Annotated in this window: 22 protein-coding genes and 1 tRNA gene; 11 read left to right on the top strand and 12 right to left on the bottom strand. The window is 58.7% G+C overall.

Translation table 11 applies throughout. From position 1 onward, the window contains the following. Nucleotides 1–102 precede the first annotated feature (102 nt). The 5 genes from tnpB to DC366_RS08230 all read right to left on the bottom strand — a co-directional run bounded on the left by tnpB (nucleotide 103) and on the right by DC366_RS08230 (nucleotide 3,959). A complete protein-coding gene (gene tnpB / locus DC366_RS08245) occupies nucleotides 103–450 on the bottom strand; it encodes an IS66 family insertion sequence element accessory protein TnpB (RefSeq protein ID WP_108691697.1) in 348 nt (115 codons plus the stop codon). Then, entirely contained in the window at nucleotides 447–854 is a 408-nt protein-coding gene (tnpA, locus tag DC366_RS08240) for an IS66-like element accessory protein TnpA (RefSeq protein ID WP_108691696.1), read from the bottom strand. The genes tnpB and tnpA overlap by 4 nt, the downstream gene beginning before the upstream one ends. Nucleotides 855–1,029: 175 nt before the next feature. Continuing rightward, the gene (locus tag DC366_RS19630; protein ID WP_133176183.1) at nucleotides 1,030–1,977 is read right to left on the bottom strand and encodes a hypothetical protein; all 948 of its coding nucleotides are present in this window, start codon (nucleotides 1,975–1,977) and stop codon (nucleotides 1,030–1,032) included. 18 nt (nucleotides 1,978–1,995) lie between these two features. Then, a complete protein-coding gene (locus tag DC366_RS19625) occupies nucleotides 1,996–2,877 on the bottom strand; it encodes a hypothetical protein (protein ID WP_133176182.1) in 882 nt (293 codons plus the stop codon). Nucleotides 2,878–2,957: 80 nt separating this feature from the next. Then, a complete protein-coding gene (locus DC366_RS08230; protein ID WP_108691694.1) occupies nucleotides 2,958–3,959 on the bottom strand; it encodes a DGQHR domain-containing protein in 1,002 nt (333 codons plus the stop codon). A 415-nt stretch (nucleotides 3,960–4,374) separates the two neighbouring features. Here DC366_RS08230 and DC366_RS08225 point away from each other — a divergent pair, with 415 nt between their 5' ends. Together DC366_RS08225 and DC366_RS08220 are read left to right on the top strand one after the other, a co-directional pair. Continuing rightward, nucleotides 4,375–4,950, top strand: coding sequence for a recombinase family protein (locus DC366_RS08225; protein ID WP_108691693.1), 576 nt, complete (start codon nucleotides 4,375–4,377; stop codon nucleotides 4,948–4,950). Nucleotides 4,951–5,216: 266 nt separating this feature from the next. Then, nucleotides 5,217–6,014 (top strand): NYN domain-containing protein, encoded by a 798-nt coding sequence (locus DC366_RS08220; RefSeq protein ID WP_108691692.1) that lies wholly within the window; start codon nucleotides 5,217–5,219, stop codon nucleotides 6,012–6,014. 382 nt (nucleotides 6,015–6,396) lie between these two features. Here DC366_RS08220 and DC366_RS19620 read toward each other — a convergent pair whose 3' ends face one another. The 4 genes from DC366_RS19620 to DC366_RS08200 all read right to left on the bottom strand — a co-directional run bounded on the left by DC366_RS19620 (nucleotide 6,397) and on the right by DC366_RS08200 (nucleotide 10,107). Further along, nucleotides 6,397–7,773, bottom strand: a complete 1,377-nt coding sequence (locus DC366_RS19620) for a hypothetical protein (RefSeq protein ID WP_133176181.1) — start codon at nucleotides 7,771–7,773, stop codon at nucleotides 6,397–6,399. Nucleotides 7,774–7,936: 163 nt separating this feature from the next. Continuing rightward, a complete protein-coding gene (locus DC366_RS08210) occupies nucleotides 7,937–9,352 on the bottom strand; it encodes a site-specific integrase (protein ID WP_165802871.1) in 1,416 nt (471 codons plus the stop codon). 266 nt (nucleotides 9,353–9,618) lie between these two features. Beyond that, nucleotides 9,619–9,694: transfer RNA gene (locus tag DC366_RS08205), tRNA-Ala, on the bottom strand. Nucleotides 9,695–9,780: 86 nt separating this feature from the next. Then, nucleotides 9,781–10,107: a TIGR02300 family protein gene (locus tag DC366_RS08200; protein WP_108691746.1), complete on the bottom strand. Its 327-nt coding sequence runs from the start codon at nucleotides 10,105–10,107 to the stop codon at nucleotides 9,781–9,783. A gap of 104 nt (nucleotides 10,108–10,211) precedes the next feature. Between DC366_RS08200 and DC366_RS08195 the strand changes: the two genes are divergently transcribed. The 3 genes from DC366_RS08195 to DC366_RS08185 are packed head-to-tail and all read left to right on the top strand — an operon-like array spanning nucleotide 10,212 to nucleotide 12,016. Next, the gene (locus tag DC366_RS08195) at nucleotides 10,212–10,892 is read left to right on the top strand and encodes a M48 family metallopeptidase (RefSeq protein ID WP_108691689.1); all 681 of its coding nucleotides are present in this window, start codon (nucleotides 10,212–10,214) and stop codon (nucleotides 10,890–10,892) included. A 31-nt stretch (nucleotides 10,893–10,923) separates the two neighbouring features. Continuing rightward, a complete protein-coding gene (locus DC366_RS08190; protein ID WP_108691688.1) occupies nucleotides 10,924–11,571 on the top strand; it encodes a GntR family transcriptional regulator in 648 nt (215 codons plus the stop codon). A gap of 31 nt (nucleotides 11,572–11,602) precedes the next feature. Next, nucleotides 11,603–12,016 (top strand): DUF1801 domain-containing protein, encoded by a 414-nt coding sequence (locus DC366_RS08185; RefSeq protein WP_108691687.1) that lies wholly within the window; start codon nucleotides 11,603–11,605, stop codon nucleotides 12,014–12,016. A gap of 4 nt (nucleotides 12,017–12,020) precedes the next feature. On the opposite strand, the gene DC366_RS08180 is transcribed toward DC366_RS08185, so the two are convergent. Next, a complete protein-coding gene (locus DC366_RS08180; protein ID WP_108691686.1) occupies nucleotides 12,021–12,983 on the bottom strand; it encodes an acetyl-CoA carboxylase carboxyltransferase subunit alpha in 963 nt (320 codons plus the stop codon). Nucleotides 12,984–13,079: 96 nt separating this feature from the next. Next, the gene (locus DC366_RS08175) at nucleotides 13,080–13,676 is read right to left on the bottom strand and encodes a LysE family translocator (RefSeq protein ID WP_439331653.1); all 597 of its coding nucleotides are present in this window, start codon (nucleotides 13,674–13,676) and stop codon (nucleotides 13,080–13,082) included. A 63-nt stretch (nucleotides 13,677–13,739) separates the two neighbouring features. On the opposite strand from DC366_RS08175, the gene DC366_RS08170 reads away from it, so the two are divergent. The 6 genes from DC366_RS08170 to hemF all read left to right on the top strand — a co-directional run bounded on the left by DC366_RS08170 (nucleotide 13,740) and on the right by hemF (nucleotide 18,476). After that, entirely contained in the window at nucleotides 13,740–14,201 is a 462-nt protein-coding gene (locus tag DC366_RS08170) for an Lrp/AsnC family transcriptional regulator (protein WP_108691685.1), read from the top strand. Nucleotides 14,202–14,240: 39 nt separating this feature from the next. Continuing rightward, nucleotides 14,241–15,299 (top strand): cell division protein ZapE, encoded by a 1,059-nt coding sequence (gene zapE, locus DC366_RS08165; protein ID WP_108691684.1) that lies wholly within the window; start codon nucleotides 14,241–14,243, stop codon nucleotides 15,297–15,299. Nucleotides 15,300–15,397: 98 nt separating this feature from the next. Next, nucleotides 15,398–15,736, top strand: coding sequence for an ATP-dependent Clp protease adapter ClpS (gene clpS / locus DC366_RS08160; protein WP_108691745.1), 339 nt, complete (start codon nucleotides 15,398–15,400; stop codon nucleotides 15,734–15,736). A gap of 7 nt (nucleotides 15,737–15,743) precedes the next feature. Then, a complete protein-coding gene (locus tag DC366_RS08155) occupies nucleotides 15,744–16,733 on the top strand; it encodes a class I SAM-dependent methyltransferase (protein ID WP_108691683.1) in 990 nt (329 codons plus the stop codon). 30 nt (nucleotides 16,734–16,763) lie between these two features. Next, nucleotides 16,764–17,564, top strand: a complete 801-nt coding sequence (locus DC366_RS08150; protein WP_108691682.1) for an SDR family NAD(P)-dependent oxidoreductase — start codon at nucleotides 16,764–16,766, stop codon at nucleotides 17,562–17,564. Nucleotides 17,565–17,585: 21 nt separating this feature from the next. Beyond that, the gene (hemF, locus tag DC366_RS08145) at nucleotides 17,586–18,476 is read left to right on the top strand and encodes an oxygen-dependent coproporphyrinogen oxidase (RefSeq protein WP_108691681.1); all 891 of its coding nucleotides are present in this window, start codon (nucleotides 17,586–17,588) and stop codon (nucleotides 18,474–18,476) included. A gap of 6 nt (nucleotides 18,477–18,482) precedes the next feature. On the opposite strand, the gene DC366_RS08140 is transcribed toward hemF, so the two are convergent. Beyond that, nucleotides 18,483–19,463 carry an endonuclease/exonuclease/phosphatase family protein gene (locus DC366_RS08140; protein WP_341476689.1) on the bottom strand — a complete coding sequence of 327 codons (981 nt, stop codon included), beginning with the start codon at nucleotides 19,461–19,463 and terminating at the stop codon, nucleotides 18,483–18,485. Between the last annotated feature and the right edge of the window lie 19 nt (nucleotides 19,464–19,482).

Genomic DNA, 19,482 nt, shown 5'->3' with positions numbered 1-19,482 from the left:
CATCGTCCGGCAGGGATTTCAGCGTCTCCAGCATGGCGGGAATATACTGAACCGGCGGCGGGAGTGGAACAAGGAATGCGCCTAAACCCCTGTTTTGTTGAGTTATCCCGCCTGCAATGGCCGCCATGTCTTTTGCGGCATGCGCCAGTCAATCCCCTCCAGCAGCATCGAGAGTTGCGACGGACTGAGGCTGACCTTGCCCTCCTTCGCCGCGGGCCAGACGAACCTGCCGCGCTCCAGGCGCTTGGAGAACAGGCAAGCCCCCTGGGTGTCCCACCAGATGATCTTCAACAGATCGCCCCGGCGCCCCCGGAACACGAACAGATGGCCGGAATACGGATCCTCGGCCATGACCTTCTCGGCCTGCGCCGCCAAGGTGTTGAAGCCACGCCGCATGTCCGTCACCCCGGCCGCGAGCCACACCCGTGTATTGCTCGGAACCGGGATCATGCCATCAGCCCCTGCACGAGCCCGATAACAGATGACAGCGCCGTCGGCCCTTCGACAACGACCCGTCGTCCATCCGACAGCGTGATGTCGACCCGATGCGCCAGAAGAGGGGCCGATGTCGAACCCGCTGTCATCATGGGCGCGTCGTCGGCATCATGGTCGATGGACGGCCCCGACACTTCCACCGGCAAGAAGATACCGTCATCTTTCGACGCCATTTGCGTTTTGTCCGCAGCAGGAGAAAAGCGGGGGTCTTTCAGCCACTTGAAGATCAGGTTCGCGTTCATCGAATAACGACGGGCAACCTGCGCGACCGACACGCCCGGTGCCAAAGCCTGCTCGCAGATCGATCGCTTCTCTTCGTCCGCCCAGAACCGCTTCTTCTGGCCCTTCTTGCCCGCCATGGAGTGCCTCATGATGTCCACTATCGATGGTGGACACTATCAGCCCCAGATTCCCTCGGTCAGAGCGGCGTCAGCGGACGGATACGATCATCTCCCAAGACGTTTCGCTCTTGCAGTCATTATAATGGACGGCTCTCAAGGTCGCCTACAACTCAATCAGATGCTGAAGCGGCGCTTAGAAGGCAAGGCAGCCACGCTGGTGATTGGTTACAAGTCGCGTATCACAACGCTCCTGCTCCTTGACCAAGTACATGCCAGACGGTGGTGCTGACCACATCATAGGCAGCACCTGCGATGCGTCGATGCCCATTTCAGTAAGGTATAGCGCGATGTCGTTGTAAACGGATGCTGAAGGCGGCAATGCAACCCCGTAGGCAGAAACTTCATGAAGGCCAAGTTCTTCAAATGGCCACCACATGAACCTTATGGTCCCCCCTGCCATCGCCAGCGGGCATGCTGAATAACAACCATTTATCAATTCCGTCTCCAGCTCAGCAGAACGGATCAACCTACCCGCTCGCAGGGCTTCATAGACGGCACCTCCGCCCGAACCAAGAGAGACTACTTTCGCTTCGGGGTATTCACGGATTGCTTGAGCAACAGTATCGGCAAAGCCAGCAGTAATGTCTCCTTGGATCATTATGGCACGGCGATTTGGATCAAAGACGATGCTATGACCAGACGGAACTTCAACATAGAGGCCTTGCGGTATACCGTGGCGCCCAATGCAGTCGAGGTTCCATAATCGACTCTTTGTGTCTGCATCTATGCTCGAGTGATACTTCGCAGCTATCACCCAGTTGCTGAGTGAGACCGCTGCGATCGCAAAGTCGCGGCCTGTTGCACTGGGACTTGGCTGAGGTGGTTCTAGATGAAAGATTGCTTCCTTGTGTCCAACCATGCGACCAAGGATTGCGCAAAGGTGCATGCTGACATCGACTTCGTTGTAAGCTGTGCCTAACGGTTCGTTGAAGCCCTTTGCTTCAGCGATACTTAAAAAGCTGTCCGACATCGCCTCTACATCGGCTATAGCCTGCTCCCAACTTTTAGCCAGCAAAGGTGATGTAATGCTAAACGCCACACAACAACATACGGCCTTGATCCATATGGATTTAAAAAACATAGAATAATGCCTTTCGGCTTAGTGGCCCGATTTGACCAGTGCTCGTATCCGCTTCCATTTGGGTCCAAATGCATTTCCTTTTGAAGACCTTGTAGCGATGACCTCGGCAACATCGATATTTAGGCAAGCTAGGTAGAATGTGGCTTCAGCGAACGCTTGAACTGGGTGGGTCTTAGGTGATGCGGCCAACTTGGCCAACTTTGACGGCTGAATTTGCAGTCCGCTGAGTAACTCCTTGACTTTGTTGCGCCTCTTAAGGGGAAACCATACTGAGTGCTGGTGTTGGTAGTTGATCTGATTGCGCATAGTTGAGAGCCAAGCTCCTGCGTGGGAAGAAGACCCTCTGATGGCACGGCACACTTCTTCACTACCAGTGACAATCGCAGTGGCATCAACTGTGCCTGAACGTACTGCGGTTTTTGCATGTCCGTCCAAGTGATCACAAAAGCTATTCCAAAAACTTTCGTGTACTCCGGCACCCGGCTCATGTGGCGTGAACGTCACAATAGGGCCCGACCTCTGGCTTATATCCAATTGGTAAAGGTACATGCCAGCCGTCACAGTCTCGTCATGCTCGCCAAGTAGAGCAAGGAAACTATTAATCTTTGCTGCTTGCTTCTTTTCAAGTTTAGTCACCCCAGCGCCCTGAGACCGCATGATTGCGTGGGCTGCAAAAAATGCTGAGTAATACATCTTTAACAATGGCCACCCAGTGAGACCATGTATATCACTTTCCAAATTAGCGACCAAGATGCTTTCTGCAGATGATAAGGCAAAGCGTTCGTATTCATGGGTGATAAATGGCACGAGTTGCCTTGTATTCACGCTGCCCATCTCGAAGCCGCCTGCTGATGAGATAACTTTGGGAACGAAAGCTCCGATTTCAATCCATCTGCGCATGCCTCCTTCCACGGCTGGTTCTATCCCCAACCTCCGAATGGAGTTCGACGCTAAGTAGGTGGAAATGTCTGCCAATGTACTTACAGCGTCAGCTTGCTAACCAGCCGAACCTCTAAATAGTCACGGAGCGCAGCCCAGCTCGTTCCTGGCTTCTCCAACTTCTTTATTTGCATATTGGCGAATACCGGTTCTACAACTGATTGGAAGTTAGCCGCGCTGTAGTTGGAGCCAAAGCGATCCACCATCCTTTGCGCCACGGGCCGGAAGAAGCCCATAAATGCCCGAAAGACTACAGGCTTGGCTAGCACAGGTAGAGTACTTTTCTTTGATACCTCCGCGCTTAGGGCCGTTATATAAGCATTCAATATACGATAAATGTCGTATGCTTCTTTACCCGGAAATAAAGTAAGTAAGGGCTTCACTGCTTGGTTAAAGGTGACCCGCGTGATCTTGTTGCGGGCCGCTTCTGATGGAGACATAAAGCCTAATAACGCGCTATCGTCCTCACCCTCAAAATAGTCGAAGACACTGCGCAATACCTCCTCCGTCTCATTTTCTGTTTCTGCTAACATCTTTATGTCTAGCAACAACTGTGGTGGGACCGGCCTTTGTTTGGTGTTGATGTCGATGAACAGTCTGACCTCTTCCGTTCTACTAAGACCGTTGTATATTACTACTGGTACGCGCAGAGACGTTGACGCCAATGAAAACCCAAAGACACGGTGTTGCCCGTCAAGCACTAAGAAGGCGTCCGGTGTGTCCGTAAATTCGAGTGTTTTGCCTTTACCCACGACCTTCAACTGTGCGGCTTCCTGCGCAGATAGAACTATCGAGTTCGGAATTGTACCAGTGCCAGTGTCGATGTAGTCGGCGATCTCTTGTGCCCGCTTTGGATCCAAATTTCTTTGAAAACCTTTCGACGGATCTTCCCGTCGCGTCGTTACTTTGCACGTGCGAGCGAGAACCTCGCTAGGCATCGTTAGCGTGTAAAACTGCTTTTTTCCTTGCTTTACCAAGCTCACACTGAAACGTAGTCGACCGCTGGAAAAATCTGCTGCGCCTGTTTCTACTGTATTGCTCATGCAGTCCCTATCATGCTTCGATTTCTTGAACTTGGGTAGTAGCTATGTGGGAAACGTATTGAGTTCTGATCATGGTTGCAATGATACTGTCGCGCGTGAAAGAACTGCTTGTTTACCTAAGCTCAAGAAACTTCAGACACATTTTTTCGAGGGGGTATCAATACATCTTTGCGCAACAGTTTCCCCCATGCCCCCCTTCGTTACAGGTGGAACAGCTGACTACACATAGCTATCTGAAGACAGGCTACACAACGTACTGGAGCAGCGTCTGCATGTGCGCTGTCTCACAAGGGCAAGGTCTAGTGAGGTGTCTCACGTTTGCACAATGTGTGTCTCACAAACATTGTTGTTGACTTTTGATACGGAAGGCCCCCCTATGGTCTAGGTGCTAGTGAGACACATAGGAGTTGATACGATGCTGATAGGCTATGCGAGAACCTCCACACTTGATCAGAAAGCAGGGTATGAGGGTCAGCTGCGAGACCTTGAGAGGGTTGGCTGCGAGAAGGTCTTCAAAGAGCAGGTGTCGTCAGTCGATGTCCGCAAGCGGCAAGAGCTCGAAAGCGCAATTGATCAGCTTAGGGGGGGAGACACGCTGATTGTCACCAAGCTGGACAGGCTAGCCCGGTCGGTGACGCACCTCTTGGAGGTCCTGCAGCGGGTACAGGACAAGCGGGCAAGCCTACGTATTCTGGACACGAACATTGATACCAGCACCCCGACAGGAAAGCTCATGCTGACTGTGCTTGGGTCCGTCGCAGCCTTCGAGCGCGAGATAATGCTGGAACGCCAGCGGGAGGGCATTGCGAAAGCTAAGGCGGCTGGCAAGTACAAGGGACGAAAGCCAACTGCGAGAGCCAAGGCCGATGAGGTTAAGCGGCTTAGAAAAGAGGGGATCGGGGCCACCGAGATCGCCAACCGTCTTGGGATTGGTCGTGCCTCTGTCTATCGTATCCTAGGAGCCACGGAGAGCGCCACTGAGGGGGCTTGATGGTGGATGCGCGCACTGTGTGCGCATCTATGTCTAGGGACTGTCAGTGAGCTTAAAATGGCCTCTTGCTCAGATCTGCCGTTCGCTGAAGGATGCACCAAGGTCTGCTGTGCGGGACTTTCCAACCGTTTGCACATGAACGCGAAACCTCCGCTGCGCGTGAAAAGCTGGCCGGTGGAAGAGCCGACTATGACCGAGCCCTCGGTAGCCATGGACTTCTGCATGAAGTCCCTGTCAGATGATGTTTTTGAAACTGAGAGGATATTATGGCGAGTGAGCAGAGCCAGACGCTGGCGTTGTTGATCGACGGCGACAATGCCTCGTCCAAGATAGTAGACGGGTTGCTTGCAGAGATTGCGAACTACGGAACCGCGAGTGTAAAGCGTATCTATGGCGACTGGACCAAACCGAACCTCAATGGTTGGAAAGACTGCCTCCTTGAGCATTCAATCCAGCCGGTTCAGCAGTTTGCCTATACCACCGGCAAGAATGCGACCGATGGGGCAATGATCATAGATGCGATGGACCTCCTCTACACGGGCCGCTTTTCCGGGTTTTGCATTGTTTCCAGCGATAGCGATTTCGCTCGCCTTGCGGCCCGTGTCCGAGAGCAAGGCGTAACTGTCTACGGCTTTGGCGAACGCAAGACGCCTCGCCCCTTTATCACCGCTTGCGACAAGTTCGTCTATTTTGACGTCTTGAACGCGCGTGAAAGCGAGCACGGGGACCGGAAGGAAAACGCTGATAGGGGAGTGTTGGTCACTTCCGAGGCTCCGGCTTCCAAGCTCGACCCCAAGACAGACACGCTCGACGCCACTGCAATCGAGATGCTGATTAAGGCGATCGGTGCGACTGCCGAGGACAGTGGCAAGGCAAATCTTGCAAAGGTTGGGGCACATCTCGCTAAACAAGCTCCTGACTTCGATGCCCGCAACTTCGGATTTGCACGTCTGACAGACCTGGTTGAAGCTTCGGGCATCGCTGAGGTAGAACGTGTTGGGGAGCACCCTACCGTCGTTTGGGTGCGTCTCAGACAAGACAACAAATCAGCTCCCGGAGCATAGAGCGATTGAACCCGCTGCAAGTATAACGAACCGCCAATCTCGGAAGGAAGCCTGCGCATAGATCACCTAGGGTCAAGCATCTGCTGAGCACCTTTTTTGTCAGCTACTGAGCTGCAGTGGTCCGAAAGGTCCCGCGCAAATGACCAGTGCCGTTTGGTTTTTTGCTGCTGCTCGCTACACTGCTACGAATATAAGCTCAGGATGGCGTTGAGGCCCTCTTCAAGCTACGGGCGTATACTCTGGCGGCAAACTTCAGGGGCTAACCCTTCGTCACAAGAGAAACTACTATGATCTTTTGCTAACTGTTCTGGGTAAGGGGAGATACAGCCTATCTCGGAGAGAACTGTCCTTGATTGGAGAAGCGGAAGCGCATCCAATCGTATTAGTCCCGTTCTCTAAGTTCATCCAGCGCGGTTTCAATGTCCATGCTCACAAAGCCAGTTGGGCCATCATACTTTGAAGTGTAGGCTTCTTTGACTGGTGCACTCTTAAGGCCATGATCCCGCGCAATTTGCTCCATGAGCAAGGGCAGTTCTTCTCCTAGTGTCTCGTAGGTAATGAAGCTGTCATGAAGTGGTAGGCAAGGTTGCTGCATGCCCGTCATCTTCAAAAGCACCGCTTCCGTTATATTCGCTTCAAGCCGCTGAAGGTTCTTGCCAATGCCAGTGTAAAAATAGTTGGCGATCCCCGAATGATGGTCTGCAATCCCTTTAAGAAAGTCTGGCCAAGTCATCCCTACTTCTACCGCATCAAATTCAGGTACTGTTGCCTCGTTTGGCTTCCCTAATGCGTTTAGCATGACGTTGAACGTCTTCTTCACCACTGCTCGATGCCTTTCGCCATATGGTTTGGCATACGGGTCATCCAAGTCGTTTAACGGACAGTCTGCATACTGGTAGACAAGGCGAAGATGGATTGATGAGTAGTCGTACTCGCAGGTATGCTTTCCGTTTACTCTAATATACTCTCTGTACTCACGTGGGATCGACTGCCACCAAGCCCCATAGAAGCGTCCGCCTTCTGTCCAGTCCACACTATTGAAAACTCGGTGAAGGCTCGTACGAAGCATATCGATTTTTTGGTACTGGTATGGTGCTTTCTCTACCTGCGCTTTTGACACAGCCTTGTGCTGCCGAACCTTCTCGAGCTTCGTGTAACCGGCTTCGTCAAGATCAAGACTAAGAGTGTATCGCGCATTATTCTGATTGATTTGTAGAAGGTTGTTGCGCCATCGGGCTGTGTGTTCTGTTTCACGGAAGGCGACGCGCTTCTTGATGCCTCGTCGCTTTAGTTTGATTTGAAGCGTGTCGGTAGTATCTACAAGGTCACATCGTCCAAACCCTGACATTGCCAACCCACGGGCCAACCGTGCTGTAGCGCGAATACGTGTTGATTGCCCACTACCTTGTGTACCCAAGCGAAGCTGCTCAACGTATCCTGTAGCTATGAGGCCATCAAGTGCATCCAGAAACGGCCTCGCTGATACAAAGGCTGGATAGTTGGAGTTTCGAGTTAGCCCAGTCTTGTCACGTCTAACACCAACGGCGAGTTCTTGATCCGAAAGATGGGCGTCAAAAAGGTCCAAACATAACGCCCGCAAACACTTCTTGAACCTATATTGAGAGGCAGCGTCGCGTTTACGGCGCATCTCCTTCAGTTCCAATTCCCCTTGTATGTTGTCAAGCCTGTCATAAATAGCTGGTCCCAACTTGCCTGAAACTTTCCTGTGCAGGTTAATCGGTCTACTCGCTATCTCCATACTGGTTTTCCTACTTTGTGTTTGTGGCTGGGTTTGGGTACCAAAGTTGCTGTCTTTGCGGAGAATTGCGATACCTGCGTCCGTCGGTATCTATTGCCTTTGACGCGACAGAAAGATCCGCTGCAAAGCCATGCGTGGCCTCACATCAATTAGCCTCCATGACCTACACTGCGAACAAATCGATGGCGGCCTTCAGCTGTGCCAGCGTATAGCCTTGGCGGTTATAAACCTGCTGCGTAACACCCTGTCTCTCATGCCCAACAATGGATTGATATATCGGTTCTTCGATGCCTGCCTGAGCTAGTCTCGAAATCATTGTGTGTCGGAGGCCGTGGAATACATGATGCTTGGACTTGATCCCCAGTGCGGGCGTAAGTGTGACGTTGAACCAGCGCCCTAGCGCACGCCCATATCCATTCTTGATGCAGTGCTTGTAATCCGGAAACATTCGCTTGTCACCGTGCTGCATCCGCAACGCATGAAAGTCGAGAAGTCCTAGTCGAAGTAACTCCTTATGTAATGGTACTTTGCGTATAGCAGCATCGCTCTTAAACCGTTTGTTGCTGTCTCCCTCGTCCATGAGGTTAAAGAACCAAATGCCATCTTCCCGCTGGATGTCCGCTACCTGTAACTGGCAGATCTCATTCAACCTTGCTCCAGCAAATATGCCTATGAGTGATGCCCACTTATGACTGTCCGTTTTCACAAGTCCGATATGGTTTTGAGTAATTTCTCGGAACACTGCCTCCAGTGCCTTTTGCTCGAAGGCTTTTCGCTTTGGGGCACCCTTACTTGCAGACTTTCCTAAGCGCATACCGGTGAAAAGTTTTTCCGCTGCATATCCATTTCTCTCAGCCCAATCGAAGAATGACTGAAACACGCTTATGTACCCATCAACGGTGACCGGTGTGATTTTTTGAACACCCTCAACTTCCACGGCCTCATGCAAAGACAATTCACGTGTGGCGGCTATCTTGTGCCTGTTGGCTGGTAGTTCGAGTAGTATCCGCTTTACTGCCTGTGCGTCCTGCTTTGTGATGCTAGTCATAATGCGATCGCTTCCCAGCACTTCGGTAAGCAGACCAAGGCTTGCCTCCTTCTTAGCAAAGGTTGCTGCCCTCCATGTCCCTATGTGTTTATTTTCTTGCACGTAAGCATCTATGGCCTGCTGTAAGGTACCTATCGTGCCGTTGCGCGATACGGGTTCGTCTAGTTCCGTTATGTCTACGGCCCGCGTGTATTCATAGGTGTCCAGCGAAAGCCGATGCGCTTCCCACGCCTTAAGCATGTCCCGATAAGCCAACTTGTACTCTCTCAGCACCCTCGCCGGATTGTCGATAGCTTCGGACTGAGGAATGCCGCTGGCCTCGCAGAATTGCCGCAGGTAGGCGTCAGTGCCATCCGGCTGAAGGATGTCCCAGAAATCCTCCTCTGACGCCTCAGCGAGCGCCTGTGAGGTCTGATAGGGTGCGAGTTCCAGTTCCGACACGGGGCCTTCCGCGCCGAGCCGATCTAGCTGCGTCGATAACGCCTTCTTGAAGTATTTATGGATCAAGACCCTGAGTTCGTCATGACGCATGTTGGACGGGCCTCTTCTGTGTCGCAGAGCATCACCGCATGATGCAAGATGCCGGGCCAGTTGACCCGCTAGCTTTGGGCACCGTGTCCTTAACGAGAGACGAAGAGAAGTGCGTTTGTCGCAGTCGTGACGTTTTGGCAGCGGCCAGCGAAAGTAAAATATGCCATGCCGGGACCGAGATAGATACGCGTCGAGATGCATTGTTGTGTTCCACTGATGTGGCACACCCCTCAAAGGCTTCTCTAAGTCATTGATCTAAAAGGTGATGGTGGAGCCTAGGGGGATCGAACCCCTGACCTCCTGCATGCCATGCAGGCGCTCTCCCAGCTGAGCTAAGGCCCCGATGTGGCCGGGTCGGGCCACTGGGTGCTGATTAGGCAAAGCGCCGGGCGGGATCAAGCGAAAAATCCGGCCCGGCGCGGGCAATATCAGCTGTCGTCGTCTTCCGATGCGACGTCCGCGATTTCGTCGAGGGAGACATCATCCTCGTCCTCGTCGTCCTCCAGCACGTCGTCGCCCAGATCGACATCGACATCGTCGTCATCTTCCAGCACCGCGTCATCCTCGGTGTTGGCGTCCTTCATCTTCTTCGTCTCGGCATCCTCGGCGTCGGCCTTGATCGACCGGCTCTTGCCCGTGTTCAGCTCGACCACCTCGCCGGTGTAGGGGCTGATGATCGGATCCTTGTTCAGGTCGTAAAAGCGCTGGCCGGTGGTCGGGCACAGGCGTTTGACGCCCCATTCTTCCTTGGGCATGTGCGTCCCTTTCAAATATGGTGCCTTGCATGCGATCTGCGCCACCTGCCATAACGGGGCAAAGGTGTCAAAGCCTTTGAGCGGCAGCAGCACAGATCAGGCATATGGGCCAGCACATCCTTCCGGGCAACCCCCCTATCGAAGTTACCTTGCGCCGCTCGGCGCAGGCGCGCCGGATCAGCCTGCGCGTGTCGGCGCTGGACGGGCGCGTGACGCTGACCTTGCCCAAGGGATTGGCCGAACGCGAGGCGCTGGATTTCGCACGCTCGAAACGCGAGTGGCTGGCCGGGCATCTGGCAGACCGCGCGCCCGAGGTGATCGTCGCGCCCGGCGCGTCGATTCCCGTCGAGGGACAAATGCTGCGGATCGAGGAGGGCCGCGGCCGGCGCGTGACCTGCGCGGAAGGCAGCCTGCAGGTGCCGGGGGGCGATGCCGCGCGTCTGCAGGCATGGCTGAAAACGCTGGCGCGGGACCGGCTGGCGGCAGCGTCGGACCGCTATGCCGCCGAATTGGGGCGCCGCTATGCGCGCATCACGCTGCGCGATACGCGGTCGCGCTGGGGGTCGTGTTCGTCCAGTGGCGGGCTCAGATATTCGTGGCGGCTGATCATGGCGCCTGCGGGCGTGCTCGATTATGTCGCGGCGCATGAGGTGGCCCATCTTGAGCAGATGAACCATTCGCCCGCATATTGGGCCATCGTCGCGCGCTTGATGCCGGACTATCAGAGCCACCGCAAATGGTTGCGCCAGAGCGGCACGGCGCTGCACCGATACCGCTTCGATTGACGCGCGCGCGTTTTGTGATCACAACACCTCCATGTTGATGAATCCCCGCCCCGATCCCGTACCGGCCGCCCATGACCGCGTGTATCGCGGCCTGCGCACGCGCATCATGCATGGTCAGATCGCCCCCGGTCAGGCGCTGACACTGCGCGGGATCGGCCGCGAATTCGACGTGTCGATGACCCCGGCCCGCGAAGCGCTGCGCAGGTTGGTGGCCGAGGGCGCGCTGACGCTGAGCCAGTCGGGCCGCGTGTCGACGCCCGAGCTTAGCAATGACCGCATCGAAGAGCTTGCAGCGCTGCGCTCGCTTCTGGAGGTCGAGCTGGCCAGCCGCGCGCTTCCGCGGGCGCATATCGCGCTGATCGACCGGCTGACCACCATCAACGGCGCCATAGTCGAGGACATCGCCCGCCAGGACGCCGTGGCTTACATCCGCCGCAATCTGGAATTCCACCGCACGCTATACCTGCGCGCGCAGGCGCCGGCGATGCTGGCGATGGCGGAAACGGTGTGGCTGCAACTGGGCCCGACGATGCGCAAACTCTACGGACGCCTGCGCCAGAAAGAGCCGCCCCCCTATCACCGCCTCATCATCGGCGCGCTCAAGGCAGGGGACGAACCGGCGCTGCGCCTTGCCGTCCGCTCGGACGTGACGCAGGGCCTGCGGATGTTGACCAGCTAGGCGCGCAGGCGAGCTGTGCTATCATGCCGCCATGAGCGATTCATCCGAACCCAGGCTGCTGTCCAGCGGCAATCCGCAGATACCCAAGGGCGAAGGCGATGCGCCCGTTCAGGCCTACATCAGCGCCATGCCCGGATGGAAACAGGATATCGGCCGCCGTCTGGATGCCCTTGTCGGCGAGGTGTTTCCGGAGGCCGTCAAGGCCGTCAAGTGGAACACGCCGCTCTACGGAAACGATGGCGGCTGGTTCTTTGCCATGTATTGCTACAAGAAATTCGTAAAGCTCACATTCACGCGCGGCACCGACCTGACGCCGATGCCGCCCGGCGAATCCAAGGTCGAGGGGACCCGCTATTTCAGCATCTATGAGGATGACGGGCTGGACAAGGCGCAGATGACCGACTGGCTGAAACAGGCAAGCGGCCTGCCCGGCGTCAGGTTCTGACCGTTCAGGCCGCCAGCCCCTTGCTGCCCATGTCCAGATACTTCTGGCGCCGGTCCGAGATCAGTGCCTTGGCGCTCTTGCCGTCCAGATCCTTGAGCATCTCGCCCAGCGCGGCGCGCACGTTTTCGATGGCGGTCTTCGGGTCGCGATGTGCGCCGCCCAGCGGCTCGTCGATGATGCGGTCGGTGATGCCCAGCTTGATGAGGTCCTGCGCGGTCAGGCGCAGCGCCTCGGCGGCCTCGCGCATTTTTTCGGCGTCCTTCCACAGGATCGATGCGCATCCTTCGGGCGAGATGACCGAATAGACCGAATGCTGCAGCATCGCCACGCGGTTGGCCGTGGCAAAGGCAACGGCGCCGCCCGATCCACCCTCGCCGATCACGACGCTGACCAGCGGCACGCCGATCTGCAGGCATTTCTCGGTCGAGCGGGCGATCGCCTCGGATTGCCCGCGCTCTTCGGCGCCCTTGCCGGGATAGGCGCCAGGCGTGTCGATCAGCGTGATCACCGGCAGGCCGAACTTGTCGGCCATCTCCAACAGGCGAATCGCCTTGCGGTAACCTTCGGGGCGGGCCATGCCGAAATTACGCTCGATCCGGGATTTTGTGTCATTGCCCTTTTCATGGCCGATGACCATGACGGGGCGGTCGTTCAGCCGCGCGAGGCCGCCCATGACGGCGTGATCGTCGGCAAAGTTCCGGTCCCCGGCCAGCGGCGTGAATTCAGTGAACAGCGCCTTGATGTAATCGCGACAATGCGGCCGCTCGGGATGGCGGGCGACCTGGCATTTGCGCCACGGCGTCAGATCCTTGTAGAGATCGCGCAGCATGGTCGCGGCCTTCTTGTCCAGCGCGGCGGCCTCTTCCTCGACATCGACGCCCTCGCCCGCGCGGGCCATGGCGCGCAATTCCTCGGCCTTGCCTTCGATTTCGGCCAGGGGTTTTTCAAAGTCGAGGTAGTGGGTCATCTGCGTGGCTCCGGTTTGGTGCCCGCGTTATATGACTGCGTAGCGGCCCGAATGCAATGCGTTCGCCGCCGTGTCACGCAGGCCACAGCACCGGAATCAGCGTCGCAACCAGCAGTGCCGCCATCGTCCAGTTGAACGCGCGCAGCCGCTGAACGCGCGCAGCCGCCCCCGCGTGCCCAGAAAGCGGCGCATCTGCTGGCCCAGCGCGGTCCAGCTGGTCGTGCTGATGGTCGATACGGCGCAATAGGCGCCCGCGACCCACAGGATCGCCAGGGGATCACGCCCGCCCGCATAGAGCGTGATCGCCGACAGCGCCATGAACCACGCCTTGGGATTGACCCACTGGAACGCAGCGGCCTGAAGGAAGGTCAGCGGCTTGCCCGTCGCCTCGGCAGCGCTTTGGGGCGGCGGCGCGGCATTGGCGATCTTCCACGCCAGAAACAGCAGGTATGCAACGCTCAGCACCAGCAGAATCTGTTGCACCAGCGGCCACATCTCGAACACGCGCATGACGCCGATACCCACCAGCGTGGTCAGGATCGGCATGCCCAGCCCCACGCCGATCATATGCGGCACCGTCCGGCGAAACCCGAAATTGGCGCCCGACGCCATCAGCATCAGGTTGTTGGGGCCGGGCGTGATGACCCCGACAAAACAGAATGCGACCAGCGCGGTGAGGATCTCGAATGTCATCCGTGCAATATTATGCACATCATCCACAATGAAATTGCGTTTCTTTGCGCTGATGCAAAAAATATGCAACTACTCACCCTCATGGATCAGATTACCGAGCGGATATTGCAAGAGCTTTCGCAGAACGGCCGGATCAGCAATCTGGAGCTGGCCGACCGCTGCGGATTATCGCCCAGCGCCTGCCTGCGCCGGGTGCAGGATCTGGAGCGGCGCGGCATCATCGCCGGGTATCGCGCGGTGCTGAACCGGGGCGCCTTGGGCGTGGGTTTCGTTGCCTATGCCACCGTCGGGCTCAACAGCCACACCAAGGCCAGCCAGGAGGCGTTCGAGCGCGCGATGGCCCGCGCGCCCGAGGTGGTCGAATGTCACAACATCACCGGATCGGTCGAATATCTCGTGCGGATCGAGGTGGCCGATCTGCCCAGCTACAAGGCGTTCCACACCGATGTCATGGGCGTTCTGCCGCAGGTCAACGCGATCACGTCCTATGTCGTGATGGGCTCGCCCAAGGACGGGCGCGCCTGAGCGCTTCCAAGTCAGGAATTCGCAGGCTATTCCATTGCCATGACAACGATGCCCGAACTTTACGCCCAGAACGTCAATTCAGGCGCCCTGACCGCCGATCCCGCGCAGGAGGCCGTCCTGCCGGAATTCGAACGCATCCGCGCCGCGCTGGAAGACGCGGGTCGCAAGGGATGGTTCCGCAAGACGCCCGAGCCGCCCAAGGGCCTTTACATGTGGGGCGGCGTGGGGCGCGGCAAATCCATGCTGATGGACATGTTCGCCGCCTCGCTGGATGTGCCCAATCGCCGAGTGCATTTTCACGCGTTCATGCAGGAAATCCACGCCGGCATCCACGCCGCCCGCCAAAAGGGGCTCGAGGACGCTGTTGCGCCTGTGGCCGCGAAGGTGGCCGAGGATGTGCGCCTGCTGGCCTTCGACGAGATGCAGATCACCGACATCACCGACGCGATGATCGTCGGCCGTCTTTTTCAGGCCCTCTTCGATGCGGGCGTCGTGATCGTCACCACGTCCAACCGGGTGCCGGATGATCTGTACAAGAACGGCCTGAACCGGCAGCTTTTCCTGCCCTTCATCGAACTGCTGAAACAGAACATGGTGGTGCATCATCTGGCCGCGGCCACCGATTACCGGCAGGACCGCATCGCAGGCAGCCAGACCTATTTCACCCCCATCAACGCCGAGGCGCGCGCCCGGATCGAGAAGATCTGGCAGGACCTGACGCATGGACAGGCGCAGCCCCATACCCTGACCGTGCAGAAACGCGCGCTGGAAATCCCCGCCTTTCACAACGGCGTGGCGCGGGCGACCTTCTATCACCTGTGCGGCAGGCCGCTGGGCGCCGCCGACTACCTGGCGTTGGCGGACGCCGCTCGTGTGCTGGTGCTGGAAGAGATCCCGCTGCTGAGCCGCCAGAACTTCAACGAGGCCAAGCGCTTTGTCACGCTGATCGACGCGCTCTACGAGGCGCGCGTCAGGCTCATCTGCAGCGCGGCGGCGGCGCCCGATTTTCTTTATGTCGAGGGCGAAGGCAGCTTCGAATTCGAACGCACCGCCAGCCGCCTGCAGGAGATGCAGTCAGACGGCTGGGGCAGCGATTGAAATCGGCGCGGCAGACCCGTTATCGCCCCCTTTCAAATAACACCCCGAAGGCTATATAGAACGCCTAGCCATCGATACGATCAACTGACATGGACGACATGAAACTGCACCCTTGGACATTGGCCGATAAGGAGGACGACGACAGCGAGGCGTCCGTCGTCGTCGCAACGCGCCCCAAGACGAAACGCCCGCCGCTCTACAAGGTATTGCTGCTGAACGACGATTACACTCCGATGGAGTTCGTCGTCGCGGTGCTGGAGCGGTTCTTTGGCATGACCAGCGCCCAGTCCTTCGAAATCATGCTGACCGTCCACAAGAAGGGCGTCGCCGTTGTCGGCGTCTTCAGCCATGAGATCGCGGAAACCAAGGTGGCGCAGGTGATGGATTTCGCGCGCCAGCATCAGCATCCGCTGCAATGCACCATGGAACGGGAGTAACGCGCGCATGACGGGCCTCCGGTTATCGCTGGCGCTGGATGGCGGCCTGGCCCTGCCCGAAGACGCGCGCGTCGCCGTGTTCGAGCCGACAGAGGACAGCGATCTGTCCGCGCTGCCTGCCGCGATGTGCCATGTCATCACCGGAAACAAGCCCGCCAGCGATCATTTCGCCGCGCTGGGATATACCTGCAATACCCAGCCCGAAGGGCGCTATGGCGCCGCGCTGGTATGTCTGCCGCGCGCCAAGGACCGCGCCCGCGCGCTCATGGCCGGGGCCGCAGATGTGACAGACGGCCCGGTCATCGTGGACGGGCTGAAAACCGACGGGATCGAATCGGCGTTGAAGGCGTGCCGCGCGCGCGCCACCTGCCACGGCCCGATCAACAAGGCGCATGGCAAGCTTTTCTGGATGGACCCGGCGCCCGATCTGGGCGACTGGCGCGCAGGCCCCCCGCGCGACATCGGCGAGGGATTCGTGACCGCGCCGGGCGTGTTTTCCGCCGATGGCATCGACCCCGCATCGCGCGCGCTGGCCGATCATCTGCCCGAGGCGCTTGGCGCGCATGTGATCGACCTTGGCGCCGGCTGGGGCTATCTTTCGCGCCGCGCGTTGGAGCGCGGCAGTATTGCGCAGATCGATCTGGTCGAATCCGATCACGCCGCGCTGAGCTGCGCGCGCCAGAACGTGGCTGATCCCCGCGCGCGGTTCCATTGGGAGAATGCGCTGCGTTGGCGCCCCGAAAGCGCGGCTGACACCGTCCTGATGAATCCGCCCTTTCACACCGGGCGCAGCGCCGATCCGGCGCTGGGCCGTGCCTTTATCGCGGCGGCGGCGGCCATGCTGAAACCCGCCGGGCAGCTCTGGATGGTGGCCAACCGCCACCTGCCGTATGAGCGCGCGATGGCCAGCCACTTTGCCGACGTGACCGAGGCCCCCGGCGGCGATGCCCGCTTCAAACTGCTGCATGCGCGGCGGCCCCTGCGCAAGCCGCGCTGACGCCCCGCACCATCACCCAAGGATAAGCACATGTCATTTTCCATCTCCGGCAAGACGGCCATCGTCACCGGCGGCGCCAACGGCATCGGGCTGGCCATCGGCCGGCATCTGGCTGACAAGGGCGCCAACGTCATGTTTGCCGATATCGACGAAGAGGGGCTGATCGCGCAGCTCGGCGAGACCGGGGACGACAGCCCGATCCGCTACTTTGCCGGCGATCTGCGCGAAAAACTGACCCTCGCCAACCTTCTGTCGGCCACCATCGACGCGTTCGATTCGGTCGATATCCTCGTCAACGCCTCGCGGCAGGTGAGCATCTCGGACCCGCTCAACCCCGATGACGACGCCGTTGACCTGCTGCTTCAACAAAACCTGATGACGTCCCTGCGGCTCAGCCAACTGGTCGCGAAGCGCATGATAAAGCAGTCCGAAGGGCAGGAGGAGCCCAGCGGCGGCGTCATCATAAATCTCTCCTCGATCGCGGCGGGGCGCGCACATCCCGATCTGCTGGCCTATGCCATTTCGTCGGCGGCCGTCGATCAGATGACCCGTTCGCTGGCGGTGACGCTGGCGCCGCACCGCATCCGCGTCAACGCGCTCGCCTTCGGCTCGGTGATGAGCCGGTCCTTGCAGGAAACGCTGAAGGAACACGGCGATTACCGGCTGGATATCGAACAGCACACCCCGCTGGGCCGCATCGCGGCCTCCAGCGAGCTGGTCGAGGCGGTGCAATTCCTGGCCAGCGACGGCGCCGGTTTCATGACCGGACAGATCGTCACACTGGACGGCGGCCGGTCCCTTGTGGATCCTGTCGCGTCCCCCGCGCACTGATCAACCGCAGCGAGGCCCCTGATGAGCGATGATTTCACCCCCCAAAAGCGCCGCGCGGCCGACTGGTTTCACACCCTGCGCGACCAGATCGTTGCCGCCTTCGAAGGGCTGGAAGACAGCCATGAGGATGGCCCGCTTTCGGACGCCGCCCCGGGCCGGTTCGAGGTTACCAAGACGCAGCGCAGCGCAGGCGACGGCAGCGACGCGGGCGGCGGTTTGATGAGCGTGATGCGCGGCGGGCGTGTCTTTGAAAAGGTCGGCGTCAACGTCTCCGAAGTCTACGGCCAGCTTGGCGAGGCCGCGCAAAAGGCGATGGCCGCGCGCGGCGTGCCGGGGATGGACAGCGATCCCAGCTTCTGGGCCAGCGGAATCAGCCTTGTTGCGCATATGCAGAACCCGCATTGCCCTGCCGTCCACATGAACACGCGCATGTTCTGGACCCCGCATGCATGGTGGTTCGGCGGCGGCTCGGACCTGAACCCCTGCATCGAGTACGCCGAGGACACGGCCCATTTCCACGCCCAGCAACAGGCCCATCTGGACCCCCATGGGACCGATCATTATCCCCGGCTCAAGGCGTGGGCGGACGAATATTTCTACATCCCCCATCGGCAGCGCGCGCGGGGGGTCGGGGGCATCTTCATGGATGACCAGAACTCCGGCGATTGGGAGGCCGATTTTGCTCTGACGCAGGATATCGGCCGCGCCTTCCTGCCGGCCTTTGTTCCGCTGATCGAAAAAAGGCGCGCTCAGCCGTGGACCGAGGCAGACAAGGACGCGCAGCTGGTGCATCGCGGGATCTATGCCGAATACAATCTGGTCTATGACCGGGGCACGAAATTCGGCCTTGCCACCGGGCATGATGCCAACGCCGTGCTGATGTCCCTGCCGCCGATGGCGAAATGGGTCTGAGCCCGGTCAGTCGATCACCAGATCCACCCAGACGATCCCATGCCGGCTGGCCGCCTCCTGCCCTTGGATCGGCCAATGCACGCCCGATGCCTCGACGGCCCAGTCGCGTGACGGCAAGACGTAGCTGACGCGCATCAGGGACGGCGTGACGCGCGGCCAGTTCACGGTGGCGTCCGGCGGCTCGCCGGGGCGCGTATGGGTGCTCACCGGATGAGGGTCTTGCAGGCGCGAATCTGACAAAAGCCCGGCAATGCCGACCTTGATCCCTTCGCCCCGATGCGGATCCTGATTGGCGTGACCCATCAGCACGAAACGGTCCTTGGGCGGCGGCGCGAACGCGCCATCCAGATAATGCTGCCAGAACCTCAGCTGATCGTGATTGCGCCGCCCGTTTCGGTCCTCCGGCCCGTCAAAGACCGGCGCGTTGGCATGAAAGGCAAGGATCGTGATCCTGCCGCTGTCATGCTTCACGGGTACCGCCCATTGTGCGACATCCGCAAGGCGCAAGACTGCCTGCGCCTGCTCGGACGGAAACGGCGCGCCACCCTGCACGGGCAACATCGCCTGCGGAATGTCCCGCCATAAAAGATCGCTCAGATCCTGCACGCGCGCGATGTCGACGGGATAGCGCGACAGGATGGCCATGCCCCCCTGTCCCGCAAAGGCGCCATGCCCCTGCGCATCCTCCGGCTCGCCCAGCCGGCCGTCGCCATCCATGTCCAGATCGGTTGCCATCCCGGTATTCGGCATCCGGGCAAACACGGTGCCATAGCGCGGCCCGCGCGTCGCGATAAGATCCCGCAGCGCGGTCAGTGCGAGATGATCCATGTCGTAATCGACGTTCTGAAGCAGCAGGATATCCGGCGCGACGGCGGCAATCATCTGCGCTGCGGCCATCGCCTGCGCATCGTCGTCGAGCAGAAGATCGCGGAGCAGCAGGCCCGGTCCGTCCCGCGAAAGCTCGGAATTCCATGTCGCGACGCGCAGCGTTTCTGCCGCTGCCGCA

Origin of the sequence: Pelagivirga sediminicola, assembly GCF_003072125.1 — a bacterium.
Lineage (GTDB): Bacteria > Pseudomonadota > Alphaproteobacteria > Rhodobacterales > Rhodobacteraceae > Roseovarius > Roseovarius sediminicola.
This window is presented reverse-complemented; position numbering and strand designations above follow the sequence as displayed.